Consider the following 23,023-nt stretch of genomic DNA (forward strand, 5'->3'; position numbering starts at 1 on the left):
AGCTATATCCAATAATGAAAATAAATCGTCATTCGCATACTAGCAAGTGAATGAAGAATGAATAGTAAGCATAAGCAGGATAATCATAAAATTAAAATTATTATGTGTTATAAAGACTCAATAAAGTATAAAGTCATCGAATGATCAATTAAATAAAGCAATAAAGCACATGCTTCAGTAATAAAATAGCAACCCTATCGTTCAAGATAAGCCGTCAATACGTGTCCCATATGAATGACGATGTAACCAAGCTCGAAACAATAGCTTCATTATAATGAAGCAAGCTCGAATGTAGATTGATGTAGTCTTACTAGCATAGTTTTTCTGATATAAAAAGCATGAAATAACAGCCTTCTATAGCCTAACTACAAGCAAGATCGATATCATCATTAAGTAGAAGTAGAAGTAGAAGTAGAAGTAGAAGTAGAAGTAACTCGGGTTATATCCTTCTGCTTGGTCGATGCCCTACAGCAACAGGCTAGGCAGAAGGTTTTCATGAAGAATATATGCCGACCTTTTCTATTTTAGTGTATACGTCAAACTGACGGACCACTCTATTTGTAGGTTTTTCACATGCACAATAACACATACTAGAATGAACAATCTTACCTAATTGCACTACGATGATTTGCAGTAATTTAAATCAAGTATGTCATAGCAAGCAGTATGAAAGGAGCATGAACATCATGAACCATCCATCCAACACACACTTTCGTTCTAACCGACCAGCCCAGCAGGGACAACGTGAAATTCGCTCGCGTTGGGCACAGGAAACGCTGGATATTTTGGAAAAAGGATACTATCGCACCACATCAGGTGTAGATGTCCAGATTGGACATCAGGTGGAGCGTACCATCCGTGAAGCGGTATTATACCGTCCACAGGAACGCGCATCAGTACAGCAGCTGGCAGAAGAACGTATTCAACAGCTTATGCGCGCTGATGCAGATGCTATATCTATAGATACACATACCGATCATCTTATGAATGAAGCAACTGAGACGAAACCGACTCAAACATTATCAGCCTCGAACGGGATAGCAGAAGCCCATCAACATCAATCACCTGCATCAATCGATCTACAGCAGGCAGCACCTTTTAGCTCTACTACCAAGCCGCGCAGTGCAACGATCGAATGCACAGCAGAAACGACATTACAGGCAGCCGAACGACTTGTGGTACAAGAGCAGCGGCAGCATGTGATGGCGCTGAATTTTGCCTCTGCTCGGAATCCAGGTGGCGGCTTCCTCGGTGGAAGTCAGGCGCAGGAGGAAAGTCTGGCTCGTTCCTCTTCGCTCTACCCATCTATTGTACAGATGGAAGAGATGTATCAGCATAATCGTCGCGAGAAAAGCTGTATGTATTCCCATTATATGATCTACTCGCCAGATGTAACGGTATTTCGTAATGATGACGGCTCATTGCGTGAACAGTCGTATGCTGTATCGATGCTGACTGCACCTGCTGTCAATGCAGGGATTGTGCGTGAACGCGAGCCGGAACGTGCCGACGAGATCGAATTCGTCATGAAGCAACGGATCCGTTACTTGCTGTCCGTTGCCGCTGCTCATGGACAACAGACGCTGGTGCTCGGTGCATTTGGATGCGGCGTATTTCGCAATGATCCAGCACAGGTAGCCTCATGGTTCCACGATATTTTGCAGCTAGAGCATTATGCATGGCTGTTTGATCATATTGTGTTTGCCATCCTGGATCGTTCTAAGCAAGGCGATGTGATTCGCCCATTTCATAAGCTGGCTACTGTATAAAATGAAGTAGTAGAAGTATAATCGTCTATTCCTATTGTAGTTTCCTATTTTGGTAGCGTCCTTCTGCATGAGAGAAGGGCGCTATTTGATGTTTCAGTCATGAAGCGACCTGCTACAAGAGCTATATATTTTACATATCGTAATATAGAACTACAGGATCGTAATGAAGAGAGGCATCTCCACCACATTCATTGTAAAAAACGGAACTTGAAGAGATTCAAACTTTAATTATAATAGACGTAAACTATGTGATAAATATCATAACCTAAAATGAATTGAAATCTAATATTAAGCAACAAAATGGCTGTTAAAAGGAGGTTGTGTCAATGATGTATACATCATCCGTTTCTCATTTGCAGATGATGCCTATCCAATTTGGCTTTCAGCTGGAAACCAAATTTTATGTGGAAGGTAAAGTGACATGGAAATCTAATCAGCCGGTGCTTTATTATGAATTTTACAGCAGTGCACAGACAGATCATATTCATGTGGTGCCGGACGGATGTGTGGATGTATTATTTTCGTGCGATGGTTCCGGACAATGGGCAGAAATCTGCGGGAGTGTACTCATGCCGCGAATCCTTACTTTTCAAACCAGTATGCGTTATTTTGGAGTGCGATTTTTACCGGGGCATGGAATTGGCGCGATCCCACTCAAGGATTGGGTTGAACAGCGAGTAGGCTTGCGAGAAATACTACCTGCATCGAGTGAATGGATTGAGCTGATCAGTAGTGCGGCGCATTTCGAAGAGCGGGTGCATTTATTTGATAAGCTGCTATTGCCGCATTTGCTTGGTGAGCCATTGCCAGAGCTGGTCGATTATTGTCTGGAGCAGATTACGGGTAGCCGTGGCTGTATTGCGATTCATGATTTGTCTCAATATACAGGGTATTCGACTCGTTATGTGAGGAAAAAGTTTGAAGAGACGGTCGGCTTCTCACCCAAGCTATTTGCGCAGATTGTACGCTTTCAGCATGCTCTGCATATGATTATGCGAGACGAGCTGGATTTGCTGGATATTGTGCATGAGCAGGGGTATTATGATCATTCGCATTTTGTGAATAATTTCAAAAAGTTCAGTCATCTGTCGCCGCAGCAATTACGCACTGAGCTGAGTCAATTGCGCCTTGCGAGAGGGATGGAGTTGTTTTAGACGACTTCATCTAATGAGGAAGTAACTGGAAGAGTAGATCAATAACATGGGCGACCAAGATAACCTTGATGACTAACGATAAGTATTACATTAAAAAAAAGCCCGGATGCTCACTTTTGCGCAGTGAGCATCCGGGCTTCATTATGCATGGCTATTCAGGTAATACGTTCTGCTTCTTCCATTGATTGCCCGGCATTCGCATAGGTGGAGGGACGATACCATTTGAGCCAGATGCCGACTACAACACCGACAACAGCAACCAGCGCAAGAGTGAATTCCATTAATAGTGGAACCGAGGATTGACTCGTTCCGACCAATGCTGGAAAGTTAATAATTGTAATCACTGTCGCACCGAGCAAGCCGAGCGCAGATAAAGACGGCGCAATACGGCTATGCCACCATCTACGATCTGCATCTGTACGAAGGAAGAATATAATGATAGAGAAGCCAACGATCGTATACAGACAGAGTAAGCCGAGACTTGCCATCGCTGACAGATAAGCAAAGGTTTGCAGGAACGGATCCCAACCTGCTGCAATCGTTAAGCCGATGAACACTACAGATAACACACTCAGTAGAAGCCCAGCAACATAGGGAGAACGATGCGTAGCATGAAGCTTTGTCAGAGCGGCTGGTAATACCCCCGAGCGTCCCATCGAAAATAAATAACGAGCAATCACATTATGATAAGCGATCAGTCCAGCAAAGGCACTCGTCACAAATAAAGAGCGTAGTACCCAGACTGACCATACCCCCAGATGACTTGCGGCTAGATCGGTGAATAGACTGGTCGGATCAAGACCTTCGGTCAAAATCGCGTTCACCTTTGTCATCACGCCTTGAGCGCCCCAGCCAACAATAACGCTATAGCTAATAAAGGCATATAGCACGCCGAGAATAGCAACAGCGGTGTAGGTAGCAACAGGGATCGTCCGATTCGGATTTTTCGCTTCTTCTCCGTAAATGACCGTCGCTTCAAAGCCGATAAATGCGCCCATGCAATACATAATCGCAATGCCTGGTGAGCCACCAAAGATTGTGGCTGGCATGAATGGAGCTGCGGTAAAGCCTTCCGGTGTTCGAGTTAGCAGAGCAGCACCAGCGATAATTAATAAAATTACCACCTCCAGAATCATACATACCCCAAGTAACTTCGCCCCTACATCGACTCGACGATAGCCGAGGATGCCCACAATCATACAGCACAGGATGGAATAGCTCCACCATGGTAAATGAATACCAAAGTCTGTAAACAAGGAGTTAAACGCATTTCCCACCAGTCCATATAGTGCCAGTAGTAAAGCCGAGTACGCAGTGATCGCCAGTAGGCTTGCGCTAATACCCGGAATCTTGCCTATCCCATTAGCCACATAAGCGTAAAAAGCACCTGTATTCCGTACAAAGCGACTCATCGATGTATACCCGACCGCAAATAACAACCACAAAATCAAAGCAAGCACATAAATACCAGGCGAGCCAAGCCCATTGCCTAATCCCATCGAAAAGGTCAATGTGCCCATTAACGCCATAAGTGGTGCAGCAGCTGAGATGACGAAAAAGACCAGTCCCGGCACACCCAGTGCATCGGGCATAAGTGAAGCCTGTTGCTGCTTAACTGGCGCTATATTCGGTTGTGCGTTGTCCATTTCAATTCCCCCTTTATTCGTACAGACATGCGTATGCTATATAGTAGAACGTTCTGTCTCCATTGCTTGTCTTATCGTTATTATGTACAGTTTGTTACGAATTGCATTGTAAAAAGCGGATTATATGTCAACTAATATGACTTAATAAGTATAAAAATTCTAAAAAAGCGAATGATCCTATTTTTACAATACAGTTTATTCGTTATTTCGTTATGATAGCAACACGAAAGGTTAACAAATATAACTTATGTCGAAAGGGGACATCAACAATGTCTATTCGTATTGAAACGATTACGCATCCATTAGAGCCACTTACTGCTACGGAGCTAGAGCAGACGATTGCCATATTAAAGCGTGAGATGGAGTTGGACGAATATTATCGCTTTGCCAGCATTAATCTGTATGAGCCCGCAAAGGAAATTGTTCTCCAATATCAATCAGGTGATCCGCTGGAACGCGAAGCCTTTTGTGTGCTACTTAACAACCGGGATGGGCAAACGTATGAAGCGGTCGTATCGATCAGCACAGGCAAAGTCATCTCATGGGTGCATGTGCCTGGTGTGCAGCCTTCTATTATGGTGGATGAGATGATGCTCTGTCAGGAGCTGGTAAAGCGTGATCCAGAGATGATTAAGGCACTGGAGCGTCGTGGCTTAACCGATATGGAACGAATTATGGTTGATCCGTGGTCAGCCGGACATTTTGGACATGAAGAGGAGGAAGGACGTCGTATTGTACGAGCGCTCAGTTATTATCGAACGTCGGAATTTGATAATTTGTATGCACGTCCGATCTCTGGACTGTATGCGCTTGTCGATCTGAATCAAATGAAGGTGCTCAAGATCGTTGATCGCGAAATTGTCCCTTTACCACCGATGGATGGAAACTATACAGCGGATGCAGTAGGGCCTTTACGCAATGATGTGCGTCCACTGGATATTGTTCAGCCGCAGGGCCCTGGCTTTACCGTGAACGGACATGAGATTAGCTGGCAAAAGTGGAAGGTACGGTTTGGCTTTCATTCACGCGAAGGTCTGGTACTGCATACTGTAAGCTATAGAGATCAGGAACGTGAGCGTCCGATTCTATACCGAGCTTCCTTATCCGAAATGGTTGTGCCATATGGTGATCCCACTGAGCCAGTCAATCGCAATAATGCCTTTGATGCCGGGGAGTATGGAATTGGGATGCTCGCCAATCCGTTGGAGCTGGGCTGTGATTGCTTGGGTGAGATTCAATATTTTGATGCACATTTTGCAGATAGTCAGGGCAATATCGTCCAGATTAATAATGCGATCTGTCTGCATGAAGAGGATTTTGGTATCGGGTGGAAGCATACTGACTGGCGTACCGGACATGTGGAGGTGCGGCGCTCACGTCGACTTGTACTATCCAGCATTTCCACAGTTGGTAATTATGAGTATGGTTTCTTCTGGTACTTTTATCAGGATGGCTCGATTCAGTTCGAGGTGAAGCTAACCGGTATTTTGCATACCGAAGCGATTCAGCCGGATACGCGTTATCCGTATGGTAATCTGGTGGCACCGCAGCTATTTGCCGCGCATCATCAGCACTTTTTTAATATTCGTATGGATCTGATGATCGATGGTATGAACAATTCCGTATGTGAGGTCAACACAGTATCGATGGATAAAGGGCCAGATAATCCGTACAGCAATGGCTTTTATCCTGTGACGACGACCTTTACAAAGGAATCCGAAGCGATTCGTGATCTGGATCTACGTACCGCTCGGTACTGGAAATTCATTAATCCTAGCTCCAGAAATGCGCTGGGTGATCCGGTTGGTTACAAGCTATTTGCTGGCGAAAATGCATACCCGTATGCGCATGATGATTCCCCATTAATGAAACGAGCTGGATTTTTGAAGCATCATCTGTATGTAACGCCATTTGATCGGGAGGAGCGTTATGCTTCGGGGCGTTATCCGAACCAGCATGCAGGTGGAGATGGTCTGGAGCACTGGGCAAAAGCAGACCGCGATATCGAAAATACTGATGTGGTCGTCTGGTATAACATGGGGCATCATCATATTACACGACCTGAAGATTGGCCGGTTATGCCAACTGCCTATATTAGCTTTATGCTCAAGCCTGTCGGCTTCTTCGATCGCAGCCCGGCACTGGATGTTCCACCTTCTCCACCCAAATCACATGGTCACTGTCAGCATCATTAAGGAGGGTATGGAATGGAGAAAATAAGTGTGAGCTCAGCACATCATGGGTCAGCTCCTTTTATCCGGGGACGTGGAGCATCATGGGGGTCTGTATTCTCGTCATTACTTCCTACTGTTCTACTCGTACTGTTACATGCTGTGCATATGCTCGTATTGCCTGCACTGGCATCTTCTATGTCGATGATGAGTGAGTATAGTATGGAGTTGAGTGGTATGACCATGAATGAAATGAGTGGGATGGATCATAGCATGATGCAGCATATGAGTCAGAATGCCAATGCCACTGGAATCCCGTGGATGGAGATAGTATGGGGAGCGATCTGGGTTGTTTCTATCGTGAGTATTACACAGGCAGTCTATCAATGGTGGAAGCTTCTACGTAGTAAGTCGGTGTCGAAAATGAATTATGTTTGCGCTGGATTCTCAACGATTTCATTTGCTGTAGCGGTTTATAGTATCGCGATGCTGATAGGGTGAAATATGCTGAATGAATGGCGTTGAGATGGAGCTGTAAAGTAGAAGATCGTGTAGGGGGAGCGTTCATTTATTCATGCTCGTTTAGCTATGAATAGCAACTCATAAGAGAGAGCAATGATAGAGATATGATATGACCTTGATAGAGAAACGATATGACCTTTAAATAATGAATATGAATCGATAAATGTAACAATGAAGGAAAATTGAAAGCTATAAAAGCTGAAATGCTTACGATAAAAGCTCTATTTTGCCGTTGAGAAGAGAATCATACGGTGAAATGGAGCTTTTATTTATTTCAGTGTTGTCGATCTTCTGACACGGGATACAATAAAAAGTGATTTTTGCGAAGTGAAATATCTTGCTGCATCAGTATTAGTAATCTACTAATACGGGGTTTAATGAAAAATTGATTTTTGCAGAGCAAAATATCTTACTATCTATACAACTATAAATAAAATAAAAATTTCAATACATGAAAAATTCATAATAGAAAAGAAAATTCACCCTCGTTACTTCATAACTTACTCACCATGTAGATTCTCCTTATTTAATACACTTAATCTCCGTTTTAACAGAAGTCCATTTACAAATTTATTTTGAAAAATAGGTAAAATAAAACATAATTATGTGATAAGATACATACGAACCAGTAACTAACTGATTAATCTAAACAGAAAAAGTACATCTGCTAGACCACCATTTAAAAACAAAGGGGCTAACACACATGAAGCACATGAAAAAGTTGTTCGCAGGCATCGTTACCGCAGCACTGGTAGCTGGAACAGGTATCGCTGTATCCTCTACCGCGCAAGCTCAATCGCCACAGCAGGTACAGGGCTTTACCAATGTAAAAGGGGTATATTATAAAAACTGTACTGCGGTACGCAAAGCGGGCAAGGCTCCATTGTATAAAGGTGAACCAGGATATCGTTTGAAGCTGGATCGTGATAAGGACGGGATAGCCTGCGAGTAAGTGTAATGAGGTTGGATGAGTGTACGACGCTAGTGCAAGGGTCTGCATAAATGCCAGATGTACGATTGCTATAGCAATCTACACTAGAGTAATCTACACTAGCATCCGACGAACAGCAGATATCGATCATCGCGCTACGACAATGACAATCATAAACAATAACTACGTATTTTCATAAAAAAAGCTAGATGAATGACAATACAAGAAGAAAATAGTGTACCAAAATAAAAGCTCCAGCAGCGAGGAATGATTCCTTCTGCTGGAGCTTTTTGATTGTCGTTGAAGTCATACATTTATCGCGGCAATTGCAGTGCAAAGGTACTGCCAGCTGGTGAACTACGTCGTAATGATAGATCGCCGCCCTGTGCACGAGCAAGTAGCTGGCTGTAGGTCAGACCTAGACCCAGACCACGCACATTGCGCTTTTTCTTTTCCCCGCGATAGAAGCGCTCGAAAATATGGGATTGATCCTCTGGTGTTACTCCTGATCCATTATCGCTAACCTCCACATGCAGCATACCATCCTCTGCATACATCGTAATCGAGAAATGGATCGGCTGTGACTGATCAGATGCTTGCAGTCCATTATTGAGCAGATTGACGATGATCTGCTGAATACGTAGTGAATCGCCCATTGTATACATCGGCTCCTCCGGCAGATTCAGCTCGATATTCAGCTCATTTATCTCATGGGTGAGCTGCCATTGATAAGCAACCTCGCGAATAAGCAAGCGCAGATCAAGTCGGTCACGCCGCACCTCCACACTACCCGCCGTTAGTGCATTATAATCGAGTAGATCGGATACCATACGCTCCAGTCGCCCGGATTCCTTGAGTGCGATATCGACAAACTCACGAGCTTCCTCGCCAGAAACGACATCATCCCGCACTGCCATCATCAATCCTTTGATCGAGGTGACAGGCGTTTTCAGCTCATGCGTGACCCCTGCAAGAGACAGCGCACGCCATTCCTCCAGATGCTTGAGCCGCTGAGCCATTTCTTCAAAGGAAGACACGAGTTCCTGAATTTCTTTTTCCCGTGTATGAATATTGAGCTTCACATCGTAATTACCAGCACAGATCTGCTGAGCAGCTTCGGCGACACCACCAAGGGGACGCGATAGCTTGCGAGAGAGCAGATACAAGGTAAGCCAGCCGGACAGAATGAGCACAGCGAGCAGGATGAAGATGAACATGAGCTCATTAGGACTATAGGTGAGTGATTTTTTCGATTGTAAAATGCTCACCTGACCGATCTGCTTATTGCTACTGTTATCGATCGGCGTATTGATTGCCATAAAATTCGCATCGCGCGCGGTGGTCAGATCATCGCTAAGCTTGTTGTACATCTGCTTCTCCGTAATGGCAGGGCGTGAGAACATTAGCTTGCCCGTATGATCCGTAATGATCAGACATGTACCTTCATCAATATTGAAGAACCGCAATCGATTCTGAATAATCGCATCCAGATTCGGTGGAACGTTGATCTGACCGGAAGAGGTGGTCACGCGATCGGCAACCTCCTGTCCGAGCAGTCCAGCAGTACGAATCCGACTATCCATCGTCGTATCACGTGCCCAGTAGATTGCTGCGATGGCAATTACGACAAAGCCGAGACATAAAATAATGAAATAGCGCACTGTCCAGTAGGAGAGCAAGGATACAGTACGTGGAGATTTTACTCGTTGATCCAAAATTGATACCCCATTCCTCGTAAAGTGCGAATCTCGCCTGCATCAGAAGACCAGTGCGATAACGATTGACGCAGTCGTTTGACCGATAGGTCTACTGCGCGATCACTGCCCTCATAATCCATTCCCCATACCTGCTCGATCAGATGATCACGGGTAAAGGTTCGATTCGGATATTCAGATAGAAATAGCAATAAGGATAGATCGCGTGGACTGAGTCCGACCTCAGCACCGTTGAGATAGACACATTTGGCTGCATCATCGATCACGAGATTGCCGAAGTGTCGCTTACTGCTGCGATCCTGTAAAAACGGACGTCGCCGTAGTACGGCATGAACACGGGCAACGACCTCCTCTGGCATAAATGGCTTGGTCATATAATCATCTGCGCCGCTATCCAGACCATGCAGTCGATCCGTAATGCCATCGCGTGCAGTCAGCATAATGACCGGGCAGGAATGATGCTCACGAATGAGCTGTAGCACTTCCCAGCCGTCCAGCCCGGGCAGCATCACATCCAGCAGCACCAGCGCAGGCTCTCGCTCGCGAAAGAGCTCCAGTGCCTGGAGTCCATCCGAAGCATGGATGACTTCAAAGCCTGCTTTTTTTAAATAAGCGGATAATACACGAGCAATGCTCGGCTCATCCTCTACAATTAAAATCAATTTCATAACAACAATAACTCCTTGTGTGTAGAATGCACCGAATCCGCGCAGTATTTACCAATGTATTAGACGATATGTTTGACATGCAAAATAGCTATACGATTAGCTAGCAAGAGTAGTCATCTTACAATCAGGTGCTTAGTACATCTATTGTACATGTGTAACAAATCGAGTTGCAACTGAATTATAGATAGGGATCAAGTGGGACGATCTATACTTAGCCAGTGATTAGATATGTAAAAATATACAATATCTAGCATGAAGCATAGTGTTTTATAAATTTTTTTCCAAATAGGAGGGATGGACACATTGTCGACATATTGAGCTTTTATACTTAGCCCATAAAACATTGAAAGTAACACACTAAAAGAGAGAACGAAAAGGAGATATGGATGATGAACAAAAAAACGCGAAATTGGTTGATTGCAGGTGTGGTTGTCATTGCAATTGTAGGTATTGGGGGTTATACATTTATGAAGAGCTATCTTGGTAACAAGGTAGCGATCGAGAGCGTCGTACCCGCACAAACTGCGGCTGCTGAAAGCACAGGTGCCGCAACGTCTGCACAGAGTGCAACGGGAAGCGAGCTGAACGGAAACTGGGCGATCAACGACAAGTCCAAAGTATATTTCTCGGTTACAACCTCCCAGGAAACCGTTAACTTTGTAGATAACAAAGTAAGTGGTAGCTGGAATGTGAACGTAGACGATCCTTCCAAAATGACAAGTGAAGGACAGATCGACATGAGCGCGATCGACTCCGGTACAGCTCAGCGTGATGAGCACGTTAAAAGTGCAGATTTCTTCGACGTAGCGCAGTTCCCGAACGCAACGTTTAAAGCAACTTCATTTGAAAATGTACCAAAAGAATGGGTATCCGGCGCAACCAATGATTTTAAAATGACAGGTACATTGACGGTAAAAGGCAAAGAGAAGGAAGTAACGTTTGATATGAAAGGCGTATACCAGGATGGCCAGGTATTATTGTCAGGTACAACTAAAGTGACCTTCGCTGACTTTGGTATGAAAAATCCACACTCTGTTGTATTGAGCACGCAAAATGATATTAATGTACAGCTGGAGCTGGTGCTGGATAAGAAGGCTTAAAGGTTAGCATTTCCTTTTGTAAACACACAGATAATACAAATAAAGCTAAAGCCAACAATAATCATGATTGTTGGCTTTAGCTATTTTACGTTATTAGAATCAACTATACGATTTGAACACCTGTCCCTATACCCCTATACGTACTGTATTAAATACAAAATAAATTGAAGTCGAACAATATTTGTATTTTTTGATATATTATTCGTATTATCGAGTATATATATAGTTATTTTGTACTAATTCGGATATATTCTTAAATAAATTAGTTTTTTTGATAGGCATTTAGACTTGGTTAGTTCGTAGGTGAAATCACTTTATGTAGTACGACATCGTTTAAAGTCTAGGTGCCAAATCCAATTAGCGAGGTGGTTACCATGTTTGATTGGTTAGGATGGAAAAAAGGATTGCCTCTATGGTGGTCATATCAGTTGAATGCGAGTCGCAAGGAAGATGTTGAGCGGATTTTTGAAGGAATCGCCGAAACAAGAAGACAGTTGATGATGGATTGGACGAATGATCAATGGGCTCATATGGATCGTCTGTTGCAGCAAATGCGATCGATTGATATTCGGAATTTGGATTCAGATGCTACCGATAAGCTCAAGGATTTGTTTCAAGTGGGCTACAAGCGTATGCAGGATAGTACAGAGCTTTTTATTTTGAATACGAATGAGCAGATAATCTTTTCTACATATGAGCCTCGGCTTCACGCCAATGTGGCTACTGTTCCGTTACCTTTTAAGGTAGGGCTACTTTATGAACCTCATAGTCTGTCTACAACTAAATGTCTTTTTGGACCCTATTGTGATCCGGTTACCCTACAGATTGGAGCTCGCTCATCCACCTTTCATGATGAGATCACACTGATGTTTATTGTAGCTATTGTTCAGGAAGGCGAGCACATTGGATGGCTATGCTGTCGTATTCCTGGCGATGTACTGGGCGATTTAATTCAGCGTGAGTCAGGGCATATTTACCCGGACTCTGGAGATAATTATCTATTTATGGTGCAGTCACATACGCAGCCTGAGATAAAGCCGGGGACTGCGCTCTCGCGTAGTCGCTTTGAAGATCATACCTTTACATATGGTGAGAATCTGAAGGCTGGCATAACGACAGAATGGGGGACAGTTGCTGTACAGAAGCATACAGAACTAGAGCTGATGTTTACTGATCCCAGTACAGGGAAGCTGCACCCCGGCGTAGCTAATACGATTCAAAATGACTCAAATCTATTTGTTGCCTATCCGGGTTATTCCGATTACCGTCATATTTCGGTGATTGGAAAAGGTATAACGTTTCAGCTGCCTCATTGTCCTGATCGCTGGGGAATGATGTGTGAAGCAGATTTAGAAGAAGTGTACCGCATTCGGGGCATAGGCTGGCGCCAGATCAAGCTTCAGAGCATCTACACGGTACTCTTTGCTATTATGGCTATGATACTGTTATATATTCTCACAGGTAATTTTGGGCTTACATTAGCGTTCGGCGCATTTCAATTGCTGTTTGGCTATGTTGTGATAGGGCAGCTTAACCGACAGGAATACCAGCGTGTCCACAATGACTTTAAGCGACTTGCTGAATTTATTCGTATTAATGCCGAAGGTAAAGGGGATCTAACGCAACGCCTTGATCTAGGAAGCTTTGCACAGGATGAGTCCGGAGAACTTGCCAAGTGGATTAATAATATGATCGATTCACTGGAAAGTATTATGCTTCATGTCCAACGAGCAACAACAGATGTGATGGAAAATCAGTATACGATGCAAACTTCTACCGATACGACACAACAAACGACGGAGCGTGTAAATCTGAAGCTGGAATCAATGATTAAAGCGATTCGTAAGCAGCTAGAAGACCTTGCACAGGCGAAGCAGGCGTCTGATCATATGCGTCTAACCTTGCAACATTTAGAGCAAGCATCTCATGAGCAGCTTCATGTAGCTACGCAAGAAGTTGATCGTATTCATGATACGATGATAGAAATTTCTGCAAGTGTGTCTGATACAAATGAGACGATTTTATCATTTATGAGTACGCTGGATGATATCTATCATACATTGACAGTAATTGATGAGATTTCTGCTCAAACAAATTTGCTGGCACTGAATGCTTCTATTGAAGCTGCTCGTGTGGGAGAGCATGGACGAGGCTTTGCTGTTGTAGCGGATGAAATTCGTAAACTTGCTGATATGTCGCGCCGCTCCACTGAGGAGATTCATCAGATTTTAAAGCATATATCAGCTACAGCGAGTACAGCTTCTAAACAGATTAAGGTAGGAGATCAGGTGCTTACAGATGGAACTGCACTCGTGCATGCAGCCTCAGAGCTGCTAAGAAAAGCTGCCGCAGAGGAACCGGAGCGTAGCCAAGTTGTAGATCAGGTTGTAGAGCTAATTGAAAATATCGCAGTGATTAGCCAGCAAAATCGTGCTACCTCTGCCGAGGTAGAAAGCGAGATGCAAAAGCTGCTACAAGACATGTTAAAAGTTCAACAGTCTTCACATGATGTAGAAGCGATTACTCTATTTCTGCAACAGCTTGTAGGTCAATTTCATTTAAGCCGGACTGTGTAAGCAAAAAAGTAACGAACTCTTATAAGGGTTCGTTACTTTTTTTATGAGTTATACATATTCTCCTATGCGCGAACTCGTTGCTGGCTCATTAGACGAAAAAACCCTGCTACTACAGCGTTTATAAGCCTGTCACTACAAAAGCTACACCTCGAATATGTGTCGAAAAGCTCGAAACCGGGTAATTGCGTATGACCAAGCAAAGCACCGGTTGTATCAAAATCAGGCTGGTCTACATGATCATTTCATTCAAAAAACTATACTTATACTTTAATTAGGGCATGTGCGCAAATGGGTTAGTCGTAGCGAATGGAGTTATATGCTGGCTCGGATGTGGAGCGTTCAAGCAAACGTTTGAACGGTCTATGCGATCTGCTCTATCCAATGAACGATTAATTCCAGCTCTGCGTACATACCATAGGAGAGGGGATTCCATGAGTAAAATTATTTTCGTATCCAATCGATTGCCTGTTACCGTAAAAAAACATGAGTCCGATCTTCAATACAGTAAAAGTATCGGCGGTCTCGCAACAGGATTAAAAAGCTATCACGAGCAAGGTGACACGATCTGGGCAGGTTGGCCAGGCGTTTCCAGTGATGACCTGAATGAACAGGATATGCAGACGATCGATAGTGAATTGCGTGAACAATATAACTGTCTGCCGATCTTTTTGTCTGAGGAAGAGATTGAGCAGTATTATGAAGGCTTTTGTAATGAAACGATCTGGCCGCTGTTCCACTATTTTACAAACATTGCTGAGTACAATAGTGAGACATGGGAAGCCTATAAGCGAGTAAATCAGAAGTTCTTCGATTCGATCGATCCGATCATTGAACCGAACGATACGATCTGGATTCACGATTATCAGCTGATGCTACTACCGCAAATGATTCGTGAAAAGTATCCAGATACGCAAATTGGATTTTTCCTGCATATTCCGTTTCCTTCCTTCGAAATCTATCGCCTGCTGATCTGGCGTGAAGAGATCCTGCGTGGATTGCTCGGTGCCAATCTGATCGGCTTCCATACGTATGATTATGTGCGTCACTTCCTGAGCAGTGTACGTCGCTTGCTCGGCAAGGAGCATAATCTGTACAAAATCAATTATGAAACGTACAGTGTTCAGGTCGAAGCGTTCCCGATGGGGATCGACTACGACTTCTTTGCCAAGTCGTCTGGAACAGATAATCTGTCCAGCGAGGCACGAGACTTTATCGAAAGCACGCGCACTGTACAAAATATCATTTCCGTTGACCGTCTCGATTATACCAAGGGCTTGCCAGAACGAATCAAAGCGTTCAAGCAATTCCTGCAAAAATATCCAGAGTACCGTGAAAAGGTGCGTCTGAACCTGATCGTTGCGCCATCTCGTGTCGGTGTTGAAGCGTACGATGAACTCAAAAGCGAGATTGAAGGTCTGGTCAGCGCTGTAAACGGACAATTCGGTACAGTAAGCTGGATGCCGGTCTGGTTCTTCTTCCGTACATTCAGTCAGGAAGACCTGATCGCCTTTTACCGTAACAGCGATGTGCTGCTCGTTACCCCACTACGCGACGGGATGAACCTCGTTGCTAAAGAATACATTGCTGCACGTAGCGACTATAAAGGGATGCTTGTTATGAGTGAAACCGCAGGCGCTGCAAGTGAGCTGGGCGAGGCAGTCATCGTCAATGCGAATGACTATGGCGCTATCGCAGCCGGTATCAAAACCGCACTCGATATGCCAGATCATGAGAAAATCGAGCGTAACAAAATGCTGCACCGCCGTATCTCACGTTACAATGTGAAATTCTGGGCAGACGAATTCCTCGAAGCTCTGAAAAATACAGCAGAATCACATGTAGAAACAAAGGATCTGGTCGATATCAAATCCGAGCCTTCTATGGTGGAAACCGCCTATATGAAGGGGAAAGACCGTGTCCTGTTCCTTGACTATGATGGAACGCTGGTCGGCTTCAAGCCAACACCGGATCAAGCGCGCCCAGATGAAGAGCTGCGCAGCATCTTGAGCGAGCTATGTGCTGACCCACACAACACAGTCGTTATTATTACCGGTCGCGACCGTGATGTGATGGAAAACTGGCTCGGCGACCTCGATCTGTACATTATCGCATCGCACGGCTTATGGCTGCGTCAGCCACAGGGCGAGTGGAAGATGACGATGAGTGTAGATAACGATTGGAAAGATTCCGTACGTCATGTACTGGAAATGTACACCGACCGCACACCAGGCTCCCTGATCGAGGAAAAAGAATACTCTCTCGCATGGCATTACAGACAATGCGAGCCAGAGATTGGTATCCAAAAGCGTAATGAGCTGCGCGAAGCACTCATTTCCATCACCCAATCGATGAGCCTCGGTATTCTGGAAGGGAATAAAGTTCTGGAAATTAAAGACACACGTATGAACAAAGGCCACGGTGCCCACCAGATGCTGCAAACGAAGGACTTCGACTTCATTTTCGGCGTCGGCGACGACCACACCGACGAAGACCTGTTCATCGAGCTTCCAGACGACGCATTCTCTATTAAAGTAGGCGCAGGCAACACCAACGCCAACTACCGCCTAAAATCCTTCCGCAACATCCGCCAGCTGCTCAAACGCTTCATCGAACTGAGCCGTAAGGAAGTTGGAGAAGCAAAAGAGGCAAAAGAGGCAGAAGCAGGCAAGTAATCACAACAGAATCACATGGATGTTTCGTGTTATTACAGTAAAATAAAGAGCACATCGTATGCGTGTTATGCGTGCACAGGTATAGGTACGCTCGAATAAGTAAATCGCATTTTGTATTACACCCAAAGCAGCTCATATGGTTATCCACGCCATATGAGCTGCTTTTTTATTTGTTTCTAAGATGTACATTTATCAAAGTTCTTATAGCACTAATCATCCTTTTACTGTTAATCAAGCATCCGAAATAATGAGGTATTTGATGCAGCCATATAACTTATTGCAAAGTAAATAATCCGATTCTCGTGAAGATCTTCGTGAAAAGCCGATATCTATCCATTGCTACCCCTAAACTAATGATAAAAGGTTTTGATTTCTATAGATGCAACCCAAACGGAACGGAGAAAAGGAAATAAGGGGAAAGGACGACTTTGGAGGGGCGGGAATCTACATTTATTCCTCATCCAGTAGATTCCCGCGGCTCCACCCGAGTCCGTCCCCTTATTCCTTTTCGCAGTGGTGTACCTCCCAGCATCCATATACATCTCAAAACCGTATTATCATCAAACCTTCACATCCCACCCAAAATGTTAGCATTTTACCCTTTTCTAATCATGCTACTTACAGGTATGATAGAATGAAGAAATACAGCCTATTATCGAATAAAGCGTATACATAGACGCTGCCAGGAGGAATAACGATGAGTATAGTAACAACACAGGCAACAGATTATTTGCAGCGTACCGAGGTACAGCAGCTTTTGGAGCGCTTGTACGGAACCGAAGAGTTAGCCGAGCAAACTGCTCGCTATGAGCAATTGATCTCGCAGTTCGGTCAGCATTTCAGCGAACCGGAAGTACAGCTGTTCAGCGCATCTGGACGTGTAGAGATTGGTGGTAACCATACCGACCACAACCGTGGTAAAGTGCTCGCAGGTAGTATTCATCTGGATACGATTGCAGCCGCTTCCCCGGTAGAGGCATCAGAGATCGTATTTTTCTCAGAAGGCTATGAAGGCGAGTTCCGCGTACAGCTGGACAATCTGTCTGCTGGCGAAAATGAAAACGCTACAGTGCTTCTTGTAAAGGGAATTGTAGCTGGCTTGCGCGAGCAGGGTTATAGTGCTGGCGGCTTCCATGCTTACATTAGCACCAATGTATTGTCCGCATCAGGACTTAGCTCATCTGCATCCTTTGAAATGCTCATCGGTTCGATTTTGAATACGTTCTATAATGAAGGTAAGCTGGATGCCGTAACGATCTCTAAAATTGGACGTTTCGCTGAAAATCGTTACTGGAACAAGCCATCTGGATTGCTGGATCAAATGTCCTGTGCCTATGGTGGTCTGGTAGCTATCGATTTTGCTGATCCACAGCAGCCAGAGATCGAAGCGGTATCATACGATTTCTATGCTAAAGGCTATTCTCTGTTAATCGTAAGCACAGGCGGTAACCACGCCGATCTGACCGAAGATTATGCAAGCGTACCGAATGAAATGTTTGCAGTTGCGAAGCAGCTGGGCAGCGAGGTATGTCGTGATATTACACTGGAGCAGATCTATGCGAACCTACCAGCATTGCGCGAGCAAGCAGGCGATCGTGCCGTATTGCGTGCGATGCACTTCCTGCAAGAAAATGATCGCGTCGATCAGCAGGTAGCCGCACTGCGTGCAGATGATATGAACAGCTTCCTTGGTTTGTTGACCGCTTCGGGTAACTCATCGTGGAAATGGCTGCAAAACTGCTACCGCGATTCCGATCATCATGATCAGAGCGTAGCTGTAGCGCTGGCAATCACCGAAGTATTCCTACAAAGCATTGGCGACGGCGCATGTCGTTTGCACGGTGGCGGCTTCGCAGGCGTCATCCTGGCAGCTGTGCCAAATCAGCATGCCGCAGCTTACGAGCAACTCGTAGCCGACACACTGGGTACATCTGTATTCCGTGTCCGTATTCGTGAGCATGGTGCATTTTGCCTGAGTGATCTGCTGTAAAAAGTAAAGGAGTACATGATGGATTGGCTTCATAATAAGCGCTACTAATACTCTAAATACTGTCAAAAGGTAACAAAAAGAACTTCTACCTCGAGGGAATAATACCAACCTCGCTCAGGTAGAAGTTCTTTTTACATCGCTATTATCTTTCTCAAAAAAATCATACAAGCCTTCGTACAAGCTACAGGAGCATACTAGCAAAACACTAGCCAAGCACTAGCAAAACACTAGCAAAACACTAGCAAAACACTTATGCCCCTGCTAGCTGTATACGCTCCAATTGCTGCTCATACAATGTCAGATTATCCCGATCAAAGCAAACAAACCGAATAAGCTTCAGCGAACCATGACCTGCTTCTGCGTATTGTCGAACTACATCCAGAGCAATTGCCGCAGCCTCTGGCTTAGGATAGCCGTAAATCCCTGTACTAATATTCGGAAACGAAATACTTTTCAATCCATGCTTATCTGCTAGTTGCAGACAATGTACATAACAGCTCCTTAGCAAATCCGGTTCCTGCTGATTGCCACCGTTCCACACTGGCCCCACCGTATGAATTACATGCTGTGCTGGCAAATGACCTGCGGTAGTAATAACCGCCTCGCCAGTACGGCACCCACCCTGACGCTCACGAATCCGATAACAATCTTCCAAAATCGCCGAACCGCCTGCACGATGAATTGCTCCATCGACACCGCCTCCGCCCAATAGACTTGAGTTGGCAGCATTAACAATAGCATCCACCTGCTCGCGCGTAATATCTGCTTGCACCGCTTCAATCTCGATACCATAGATCACAATCTTCATGACTGACACTCCTTTTTATAGAAGTAAAGGATAGATGTATATCATAACAACTATACCCATTTCATATCAGGATTCCTGTGTAGTATCGAATTTTGTTATTTATTTTGTTGAAGTTGTGTACGTCTTCAGCAAACAATTTTATATCAACTGCCCTTATGCAACTATTCAAAAACAATCAAGCTCCAGACACGCATCATCTAATCCGATCTATAACCAACCATCGCAATAATTCACAGCCAGCCTATTGTAATCACTCTTACAATCAATACGCCTCAGGATGCACTAACTCTCATCACGATGTACTAATTCTCAATTCTCATGAGTGCGCACCAACTCTTAACGCATCGGCGCAAAATCACTAATTTTCTCCATGATTCCATCAATCTGTCCCAGCGTTGCTTCGCTCAAGTTTACATTTACCGCTTCTACATTTTCATGTATCTGCTGTGGCTTGCTCGCACCAATAATCGCTGAGCTAACTCCCGGTTGACGCAGTACCCATGCTAGGGCGAGCTGGGATAATGTCAGATCCATACTTGCTGCCAGATCGTTCAACTCAGCGACTACTCCCAGTACATCATCACGGAAATAGCTGCGAATCACCTGATTCACCGAATCATTAGCTGCGCGTGTATCTGATGCTGGCGCCTGTCCCGGCTTGTATTTCCCGGTTAATACGCCTTGAGCGAGTGGAGAGAAGACCACCTGACCGAGTCCATATTGCTGTGATACGGGCAATACCTCCTGTTCGATATAGCGCTCAAATAGATTGTAGATCGGTTGATTAGCAGCGAGTGGACGCAGACGTAAGCGTTCACCAATCGCAGCCGCCTCCGTAATCTGTGCTGCCGACCATTCGCTTACCGCAGCATACAGAATTTTACCCTGTGCGGTTAGATCATCGAGTGCACGAAGCGTTTCCTCCGTTGGCGTCTCTGCATCAAAGCGATGGCAGAAGTAAATATCGATATAATCCGTACCCAGGCGTTTCAGGCTCGCTTCGCATTGCTCCATAATATGCTTGCGTGATAGACCACGATCATTCGGGCCATCGCCCATCGGGAAAAATACCTTTGTACTCAGCACATAGCTGGAACGTTCATAGCTAGCAAGCGCTGCTCCAATCGCTTTCTCACCCTCACCACGATTGTAAGCGTTTGCGGTATCGAAGAAATTAATACCTGTTTCAAATGCAGTACGAATACATAGATCGGCTGCCTGTTGCTCTGCGGCTGTTCCATAGGTCAGCCAGCTACCGAGTGAAATTTCACTAACTTTTAGACCGGTATTGCCTAGATTGCGGTATTTCATCAATATTCACACTCCTATTATGTAGATGGATAGGGCAGTTCACTGGATAGGAACCGCCTTAGCCATCATCCGCCAAAATGTTCCATTCGTCAACTACTACAGGTTTGAATGGGTTATCTATACGGAGCTCCAGAAGGCGATCAAGTCATTTTAGCCTATTTCGTTCATATGAAGGAATATTAGATAGCTGCCATACTAGAAGGGGAGTTTCTAGTATTATGGTATTTTATGGCATCGCTCCATACTAAAGTAAATATGCTATACGTGATCATCTGCTTCCGGCTCCATTTGGAAATACGCGCCCGCCTGTAATTGATCGACAAAGTGCTGTAGCCATACATAATATTGCTGTGCATGCTGAAGCTTATGCAGATCACGCAGACAGCTTTCCCGTGTCTCAGCCGTAGTATCCTGTGCCAGAATGATCGCTGACAATTGCGGAATCACCTGCTCCAGACTGGAAGTCATCACATCAATCTCACGCTGCAAGCGACTGCCGAAGAAATTTTGAAAGGTTTTAAAATAATCGGTTTCGGCTTGATATTGATCGCGCCGATCACGCTTATCGTCCAGCTTGGTGATCATACGAGATTGAACAAGCGAACGAACTGCATAGCTCATATTACTTTTGCTCATGTTCATGCTATCCTTCATTTCCTCAAGCGTCATCGGTCGATCCTCAAAGTACATCACGCCATACAATTCGCCAAATGAATGATTCACGCCGTACAAATCCATCGTCCGTGCAATCGCGTCAATGACTTCTGCACGAAGCTGCTGCTGATCCAGTCCAAGATTAGGTACATTTTTTTCCTTTTCCACCATAACACCTCGTATATGATCTGAATATGTCAGAAATTCAACGCAAAATTTACATGATTCACCGATAGTTTAACACTGTTTTGACTCAAAGTTCCACAAACGAGTGTACAATAATTTTTGTACAGAAGGACGAAATGAACATTAGTGCTGCTACAAATCAAACTATTCAATTAAATTTGAACACAGGAGTGAACGAAGTGAAATTGAGATGGATGCGGGAGGGCGAGGCGTTAGCATTTACCCTGCCAGCGGTCATTCCGCTGTTGCTGTTCTGGCTTGGGCCACTCGTCTACATATTTTATTTGAGCTTTACCGATTGGGATTTTATGAGCCCGGAAAAGGAATTTGTCGGCTGGGGCAACTATACGTATCTGCTCGGCAATCCTGACTTCTATCAGGCACTACGTGTGACACTGCTATTCGGCATTGGGAGTGTCATTCCGATTATGATCGGTGGCTTGCTGCTCGCGCTATTGCTCAATAGCAAGCTACGCGGGTCGAGCATCTATCGCGCATTGATCTTCTCACCTTGGATCACGCCGACTGTCGCTGTATCGATCGTTTGGTCATGGATTTTCCAGCCGGACGTCGGCTATGCCAATTACCTGCTCAAGCTGGTTGGCATTACCGGTATTGGCTGGCTACAGGATTCACAATGGGCACTTGTGGCTGTGCTGATCGTCACCCTATGGAAATCGATTGGTTGGGCGATGATCTTTTATCTGGTAGCACTGCGGAATTTACCTAGCGATCTGCTGGAAGCAGCCTCGATTGATGGAGCAGGCGCATGGAGTAAGTTCCGTCATATTACGATTCCGCTGATCTCACCAACGACCTTTTTCCTAGCCGTTATTTTAACGATTCAATCGCTTCAAGCCTATGACCAGATCAATGTGATGACGCAGGGTGGCCCGGCAGGTTCGACACGTACACTGCTGTACATGTATTATCAGGCAGCCTTTGAAGCATTTGATGTCGGGCAAGCGTCAGCGGTTGCTGTACTGCTGATCCTCCTGTGTGTGGTGCTGTCCGCGGGTTCATTCTGGCTTGGCAGAAAGATGGTGCATTATTAAGATGAGTACAATGAATAACAAGCTGTCCTCACAGCAAAGCGGTATGCAGGAGACTCCGGTGATGTCTAGCTCCGTACAGGGACAGCCTACATCGA

The 23,023-nt window shown here is 44.8% G+C and carries 15 protein-coding genes and 1 pseudogene; 10 read left to right on the forward strand and 6 right to left on the reverse strand.

The genetic code is table 11. The annotated features are described in order from the left end of the window. Positions 1 to 686 precede the first annotated feature (686 nt). Together IEX62_RS10800 and IEX62_RS10805 are read left to right on the forward strand one after the other, a co-directional pair. On the forward strand, positions 687 to 1,769 hold the full coding sequence (locus IEX62_RS10800; RefSeq protein WP_188775510.1) for a TIGR02452 family protein: 1,083 nt from the start codon (positions 687 to 689) through the stop codon (positions 1,767 to 1,769). A gap of 326 nt (positions 1,770 to 2,095) precedes the next feature. Continuing rightward, positions 2,096 to 2,923, forward strand: a complete 828-nt coding sequence (locus tag IEX62_RS10805) for an AraC family transcriptional regulator (RefSeq protein ID WP_188775511.1) — start codon at positions 2,096 to 2,098, stop codon at positions 2,921 to 2,923. Positions 2,924 to 3,078: 155 nt separating this feature from the next. On the opposite strand, the gene IEX62_RS10810 is transcribed toward IEX62_RS10805, so the two are convergent. After that, positions 3,079 to 4,569 carry an APC family permease gene (locus IEX62_RS10810; protein WP_188775512.1) on the reverse strand — a complete coding sequence of 497 codons (1,491 nt, stop codon included), beginning with the start codon at positions 4,567 to 4,569 and terminating at the stop codon, positions 3,079 to 3,081. Between the two features lie 269 nt (positions 4,570 to 4,838). On the opposite strand from IEX62_RS10810, the gene IEX62_RS10815 reads away from it, so the two are divergent. The 3 genes and pseudogenes from IEX62_RS10815 to IEX62_RS10825 form a co-directional block, all read left to right on the forward strand. After that, positions 4,839 to 6,764: a primary-amine oxidase gene (locus IEX62_RS10815; protein ID WP_188775513.1), complete on the forward strand. Its 1,926-nt coding sequence runs from the start codon at positions 4,839 to 4,841 to the stop codon at positions 6,762 to 6,764. Positions 6,765 to 6,776: 12 nt separating this feature from the next. Beyond that, on the forward strand, positions 6,777 to 7,241 hold the full coding sequence (locus IEX62_RS10820; protein WP_188775514.1) for a hypothetical protein: 465 nt from the start codon (positions 6,777 to 6,779) through the stop codon (positions 7,239 to 7,241). A gap of 853 nt (positions 7,242 to 8,094) precedes the next feature. Then, positions 8,095 to 8,214: pseudogene (locus IEX62_RS10825) on the forward strand (excalibur calcium-binding domain-containing protein); the annotation flags it as partial. 293 nt (positions 8,215 to 8,507) lie between these two features. Here IEX62_RS10825 and IEX62_RS10830 read toward each other — a convergent pair. Together IEX62_RS10830 and IEX62_RS10835 are read right to left on the reverse strand one after the other, a co-directional pair. Then, positions 8,508 to 9,908 (reverse strand): sensor histidine kinase, encoded by a 1,401-nt coding sequence (locus IEX62_RS10830; protein ID WP_229685715.1) that lies wholly within the window; start codon positions 9,906 to 9,908, stop codon positions 8,508 to 8,510. Further along, positions 9,893 to 10,576, reverse strand: coding sequence for a response regulator transcription factor (locus IEX62_RS10835; protein ID WP_188775515.1), 684 nt, complete (start codon positions 10,574 to 10,576; stop codon positions 9,893 to 9,895). Before IEX62_RS10835 ends, IEX62_RS10830 begins: the two co-directional genes overlap by 16 nt. A 386-nt stretch (positions 10,577 to 10,962) precedes the next feature. Here IEX62_RS10835 and IEX62_RS10840 point away from each other — a divergent pair, with 386 nt between their 5' ends. The 4 genes from IEX62_RS10840 to IEX62_RS10855 all read left to right on the forward strand — a co-directional run bounded on the left by IEX62_RS10840 (position 10,963) and on the right by IEX62_RS10855 (position 18,914). After that, on the forward strand, positions 10,963 to 11,676 hold the full coding sequence (locus IEX62_RS10840; RefSeq protein WP_308422641.1) for a YceI family protein: 714 nt from the start codon (positions 10,963 to 10,965) through the stop codon (positions 11,674 to 11,676). 374 nt (positions 11,677 to 12,050) lie between these two features. Beyond that, positions 12,051 to 14,252, forward strand: a complete 2,202-nt coding sequence (locus tag IEX62_RS10845) for a methyl-accepting chemotaxis protein (protein ID WP_188775516.1) — start codon at positions 12,051 to 12,053, stop codon at positions 14,250 to 14,252. 431 nt (positions 14,253 to 14,683) lie between these two features. After that, positions 14,684 to 16,924 carry a bifunctional alpha,alpha-trehalose-phosphate synthase (UDP-forming)/trehalose-phosphatase gene (locus tag IEX62_RS10850; RefSeq protein ID WP_188775517.1) on the forward strand — a complete coding sequence of 747 codons (2,241 nt, stop codon included), beginning with the start codon at positions 14,684 to 14,686 and terminating at the stop codon, positions 16,922 to 16,924. Positions 16,925 to 17,621: 697 nt separating this feature from the next. Then, positions 17,622 to 18,914 carry a galactokinase gene (locus IEX62_RS10855; protein WP_188775518.1) on the forward strand — a complete coding sequence of 431 codons (1,293 nt, stop codon included), beginning with the start codon at positions 17,622 to 17,624 and terminating at the stop codon, positions 18,912 to 18,914. Between the two features lie 250 nt (positions 18,915 to 19,164). On the opposite strand, the gene IEX62_RS10860 is transcribed toward IEX62_RS10855, so the two are convergent. From IEX62_RS10860 to IEX62_RS10870, 3 genes are all read right to left on the reverse strand, one after another. Continuing rightward, positions 19,165 to 19,701 (reverse strand): O-acetyl-ADP-ribose deacetylase, encoded by a 537-nt coding sequence (locus IEX62_RS10860; RefSeq protein WP_229685735.1) that lies wholly within the window; start codon positions 19,699 to 19,701, stop codon positions 19,165 to 19,167. Positions 19,702 to 20,058: 357 nt separating this feature from the next. Continuing rightward, entirely contained in the window at positions 20,059 to 21,033 is a 975-nt protein-coding gene (locus IEX62_RS10865) for an aldo/keto reductase family protein (protein WP_188775628.1), read from the reverse strand. A gap of 258 nt (positions 21,034 to 21,291) precedes the next feature. Next, a complete protein-coding gene (locus IEX62_RS10870) occupies positions 21,292 to 21,858 on the reverse strand; it encodes a GbsR/MarR family transcriptional regulator (protein ID WP_188775520.1) in 567 nt (188 codons plus the stop codon). Positions 21,859 to 22,067: 209 nt separating this feature from the next. Between IEX62_RS10870 and IEX62_RS10875 the strand changes: the two genes are divergently transcribed. After that, the gene (locus IEX62_RS10875; RefSeq protein ID WP_373289121.1) at positions 22,068 to 22,928 is read left to right on the forward strand and encodes a carbohydrate ABC transporter permease; all 861 of its coding nucleotides are present in this window, start codon (positions 22,068 to 22,070) and stop codon (positions 22,926 to 22,928) included. Positions 22,929 to 23,023 lie beyond the last annotated feature (95 nt).

It is taken from the genome of Paenibacillus hunanensis (genome assembly GCF_014645615.1).
Classification (GTDB): Bacteria; Bacillota; Bacilli; order Paenibacillales; family Paenibacillaceae; genus Saccharibacillus; species Saccharibacillus hunanensis.

What these genes read in the sequence shown, in the direction of transcription:
- IEX62_RS10800 (WP_188775510.1), top strand. Translation starts at nt 687, where the DNA reads ATGAACCATCCATCCAACACACACTTTCGTTCTAACCGACCAGCCCAG.
- IEX62_RS10805 (WP_188775511.1), top strand. Translation starts at nt 2,096, where the DNA reads ATGATGTATACATCATCCGTTTCTCATTTGCAGATGATGCCTATCCAA.
- IEX62_RS10810 (WP_188775512.1), bottom strand. Translation starts at nt 4,569, where the DNA reads ATGGACAACGCACAACCGAATATAGCGCCAGTTAAGCAGCAACAGGCT.
- IEX62_RS10815 (WP_188775513.1), top strand. Translation starts at nt 4,839, where the DNA reads ATGTCTATTCGTATTGAAACGATTACGCATCCATTAGAGCCACTTACT.
- IEX62_RS10820 (WP_188775514.1), top strand. Translation starts at nt 6,777, where the DNA reads ATGGAGAAAATAAGTGTGAGCTCAGCACATCATGGGTCAGCTCCTTTT.
- IEX62_RS10835 (WP_188775515.1), bottom strand. Translation starts at nt 10,576, where the DNA reads ATGAAATTGATTTTAATTGTAGAGGATGAGCCGAGCATTGCTCGTGTA.
- IEX62_RS10840 (WP_308422641.1), top strand. Translation starts at nt 10,963, where the DNA reads ATGATGAACAAAAAAACGCGAAATTGGTTGATTGCAGGTGTGGTTGTC.
- IEX62_RS10845 (WP_188775516.1), top strand. Translation starts at nt 12,051, where the DNA reads ATGTTTGATTGGTTAGGATGGAAAAAAGGATTGCCTCTATGGTGGTCA.
- IEX62_RS10850 (WP_188775517.1), top strand. Translation starts at nt 14,684, where the DNA reads ATGAGTAAAATTATTTTCGTATCCAATCGATTGCCTGTTACCGTAAAA.
- IEX62_RS10855 (WP_188775518.1), top strand. Translation starts at nt 17,622, where the DNA reads ATGAGTATAGTAACAACACAGGCAACAGATTATTTGCAGCGTACCGAG.
- IEX62_RS10865 (WP_188775628.1), bottom strand. Translation starts at nt 21,033, where the DNA reads ATGAAATACCGCAATCTAGGCAATACCGGTCTAAAAGTTAGTGAAATT.
- IEX62_RS10870 (WP_188775520.1), bottom strand. Translation starts at nt 21,858, where the DNA reads ATGGTGGAAAAGGAAAAAAATGTACCTAATCTTGGACTGGATCAGCAG.
- IEX62_RS10875 (WP_373289121.1), top strand. Translation starts at nt 22,068, where the DNA reads ATGCGGGAGGGCGAGGCGTTAGCATTTACCCTGCCAGCGGTCATTCCG.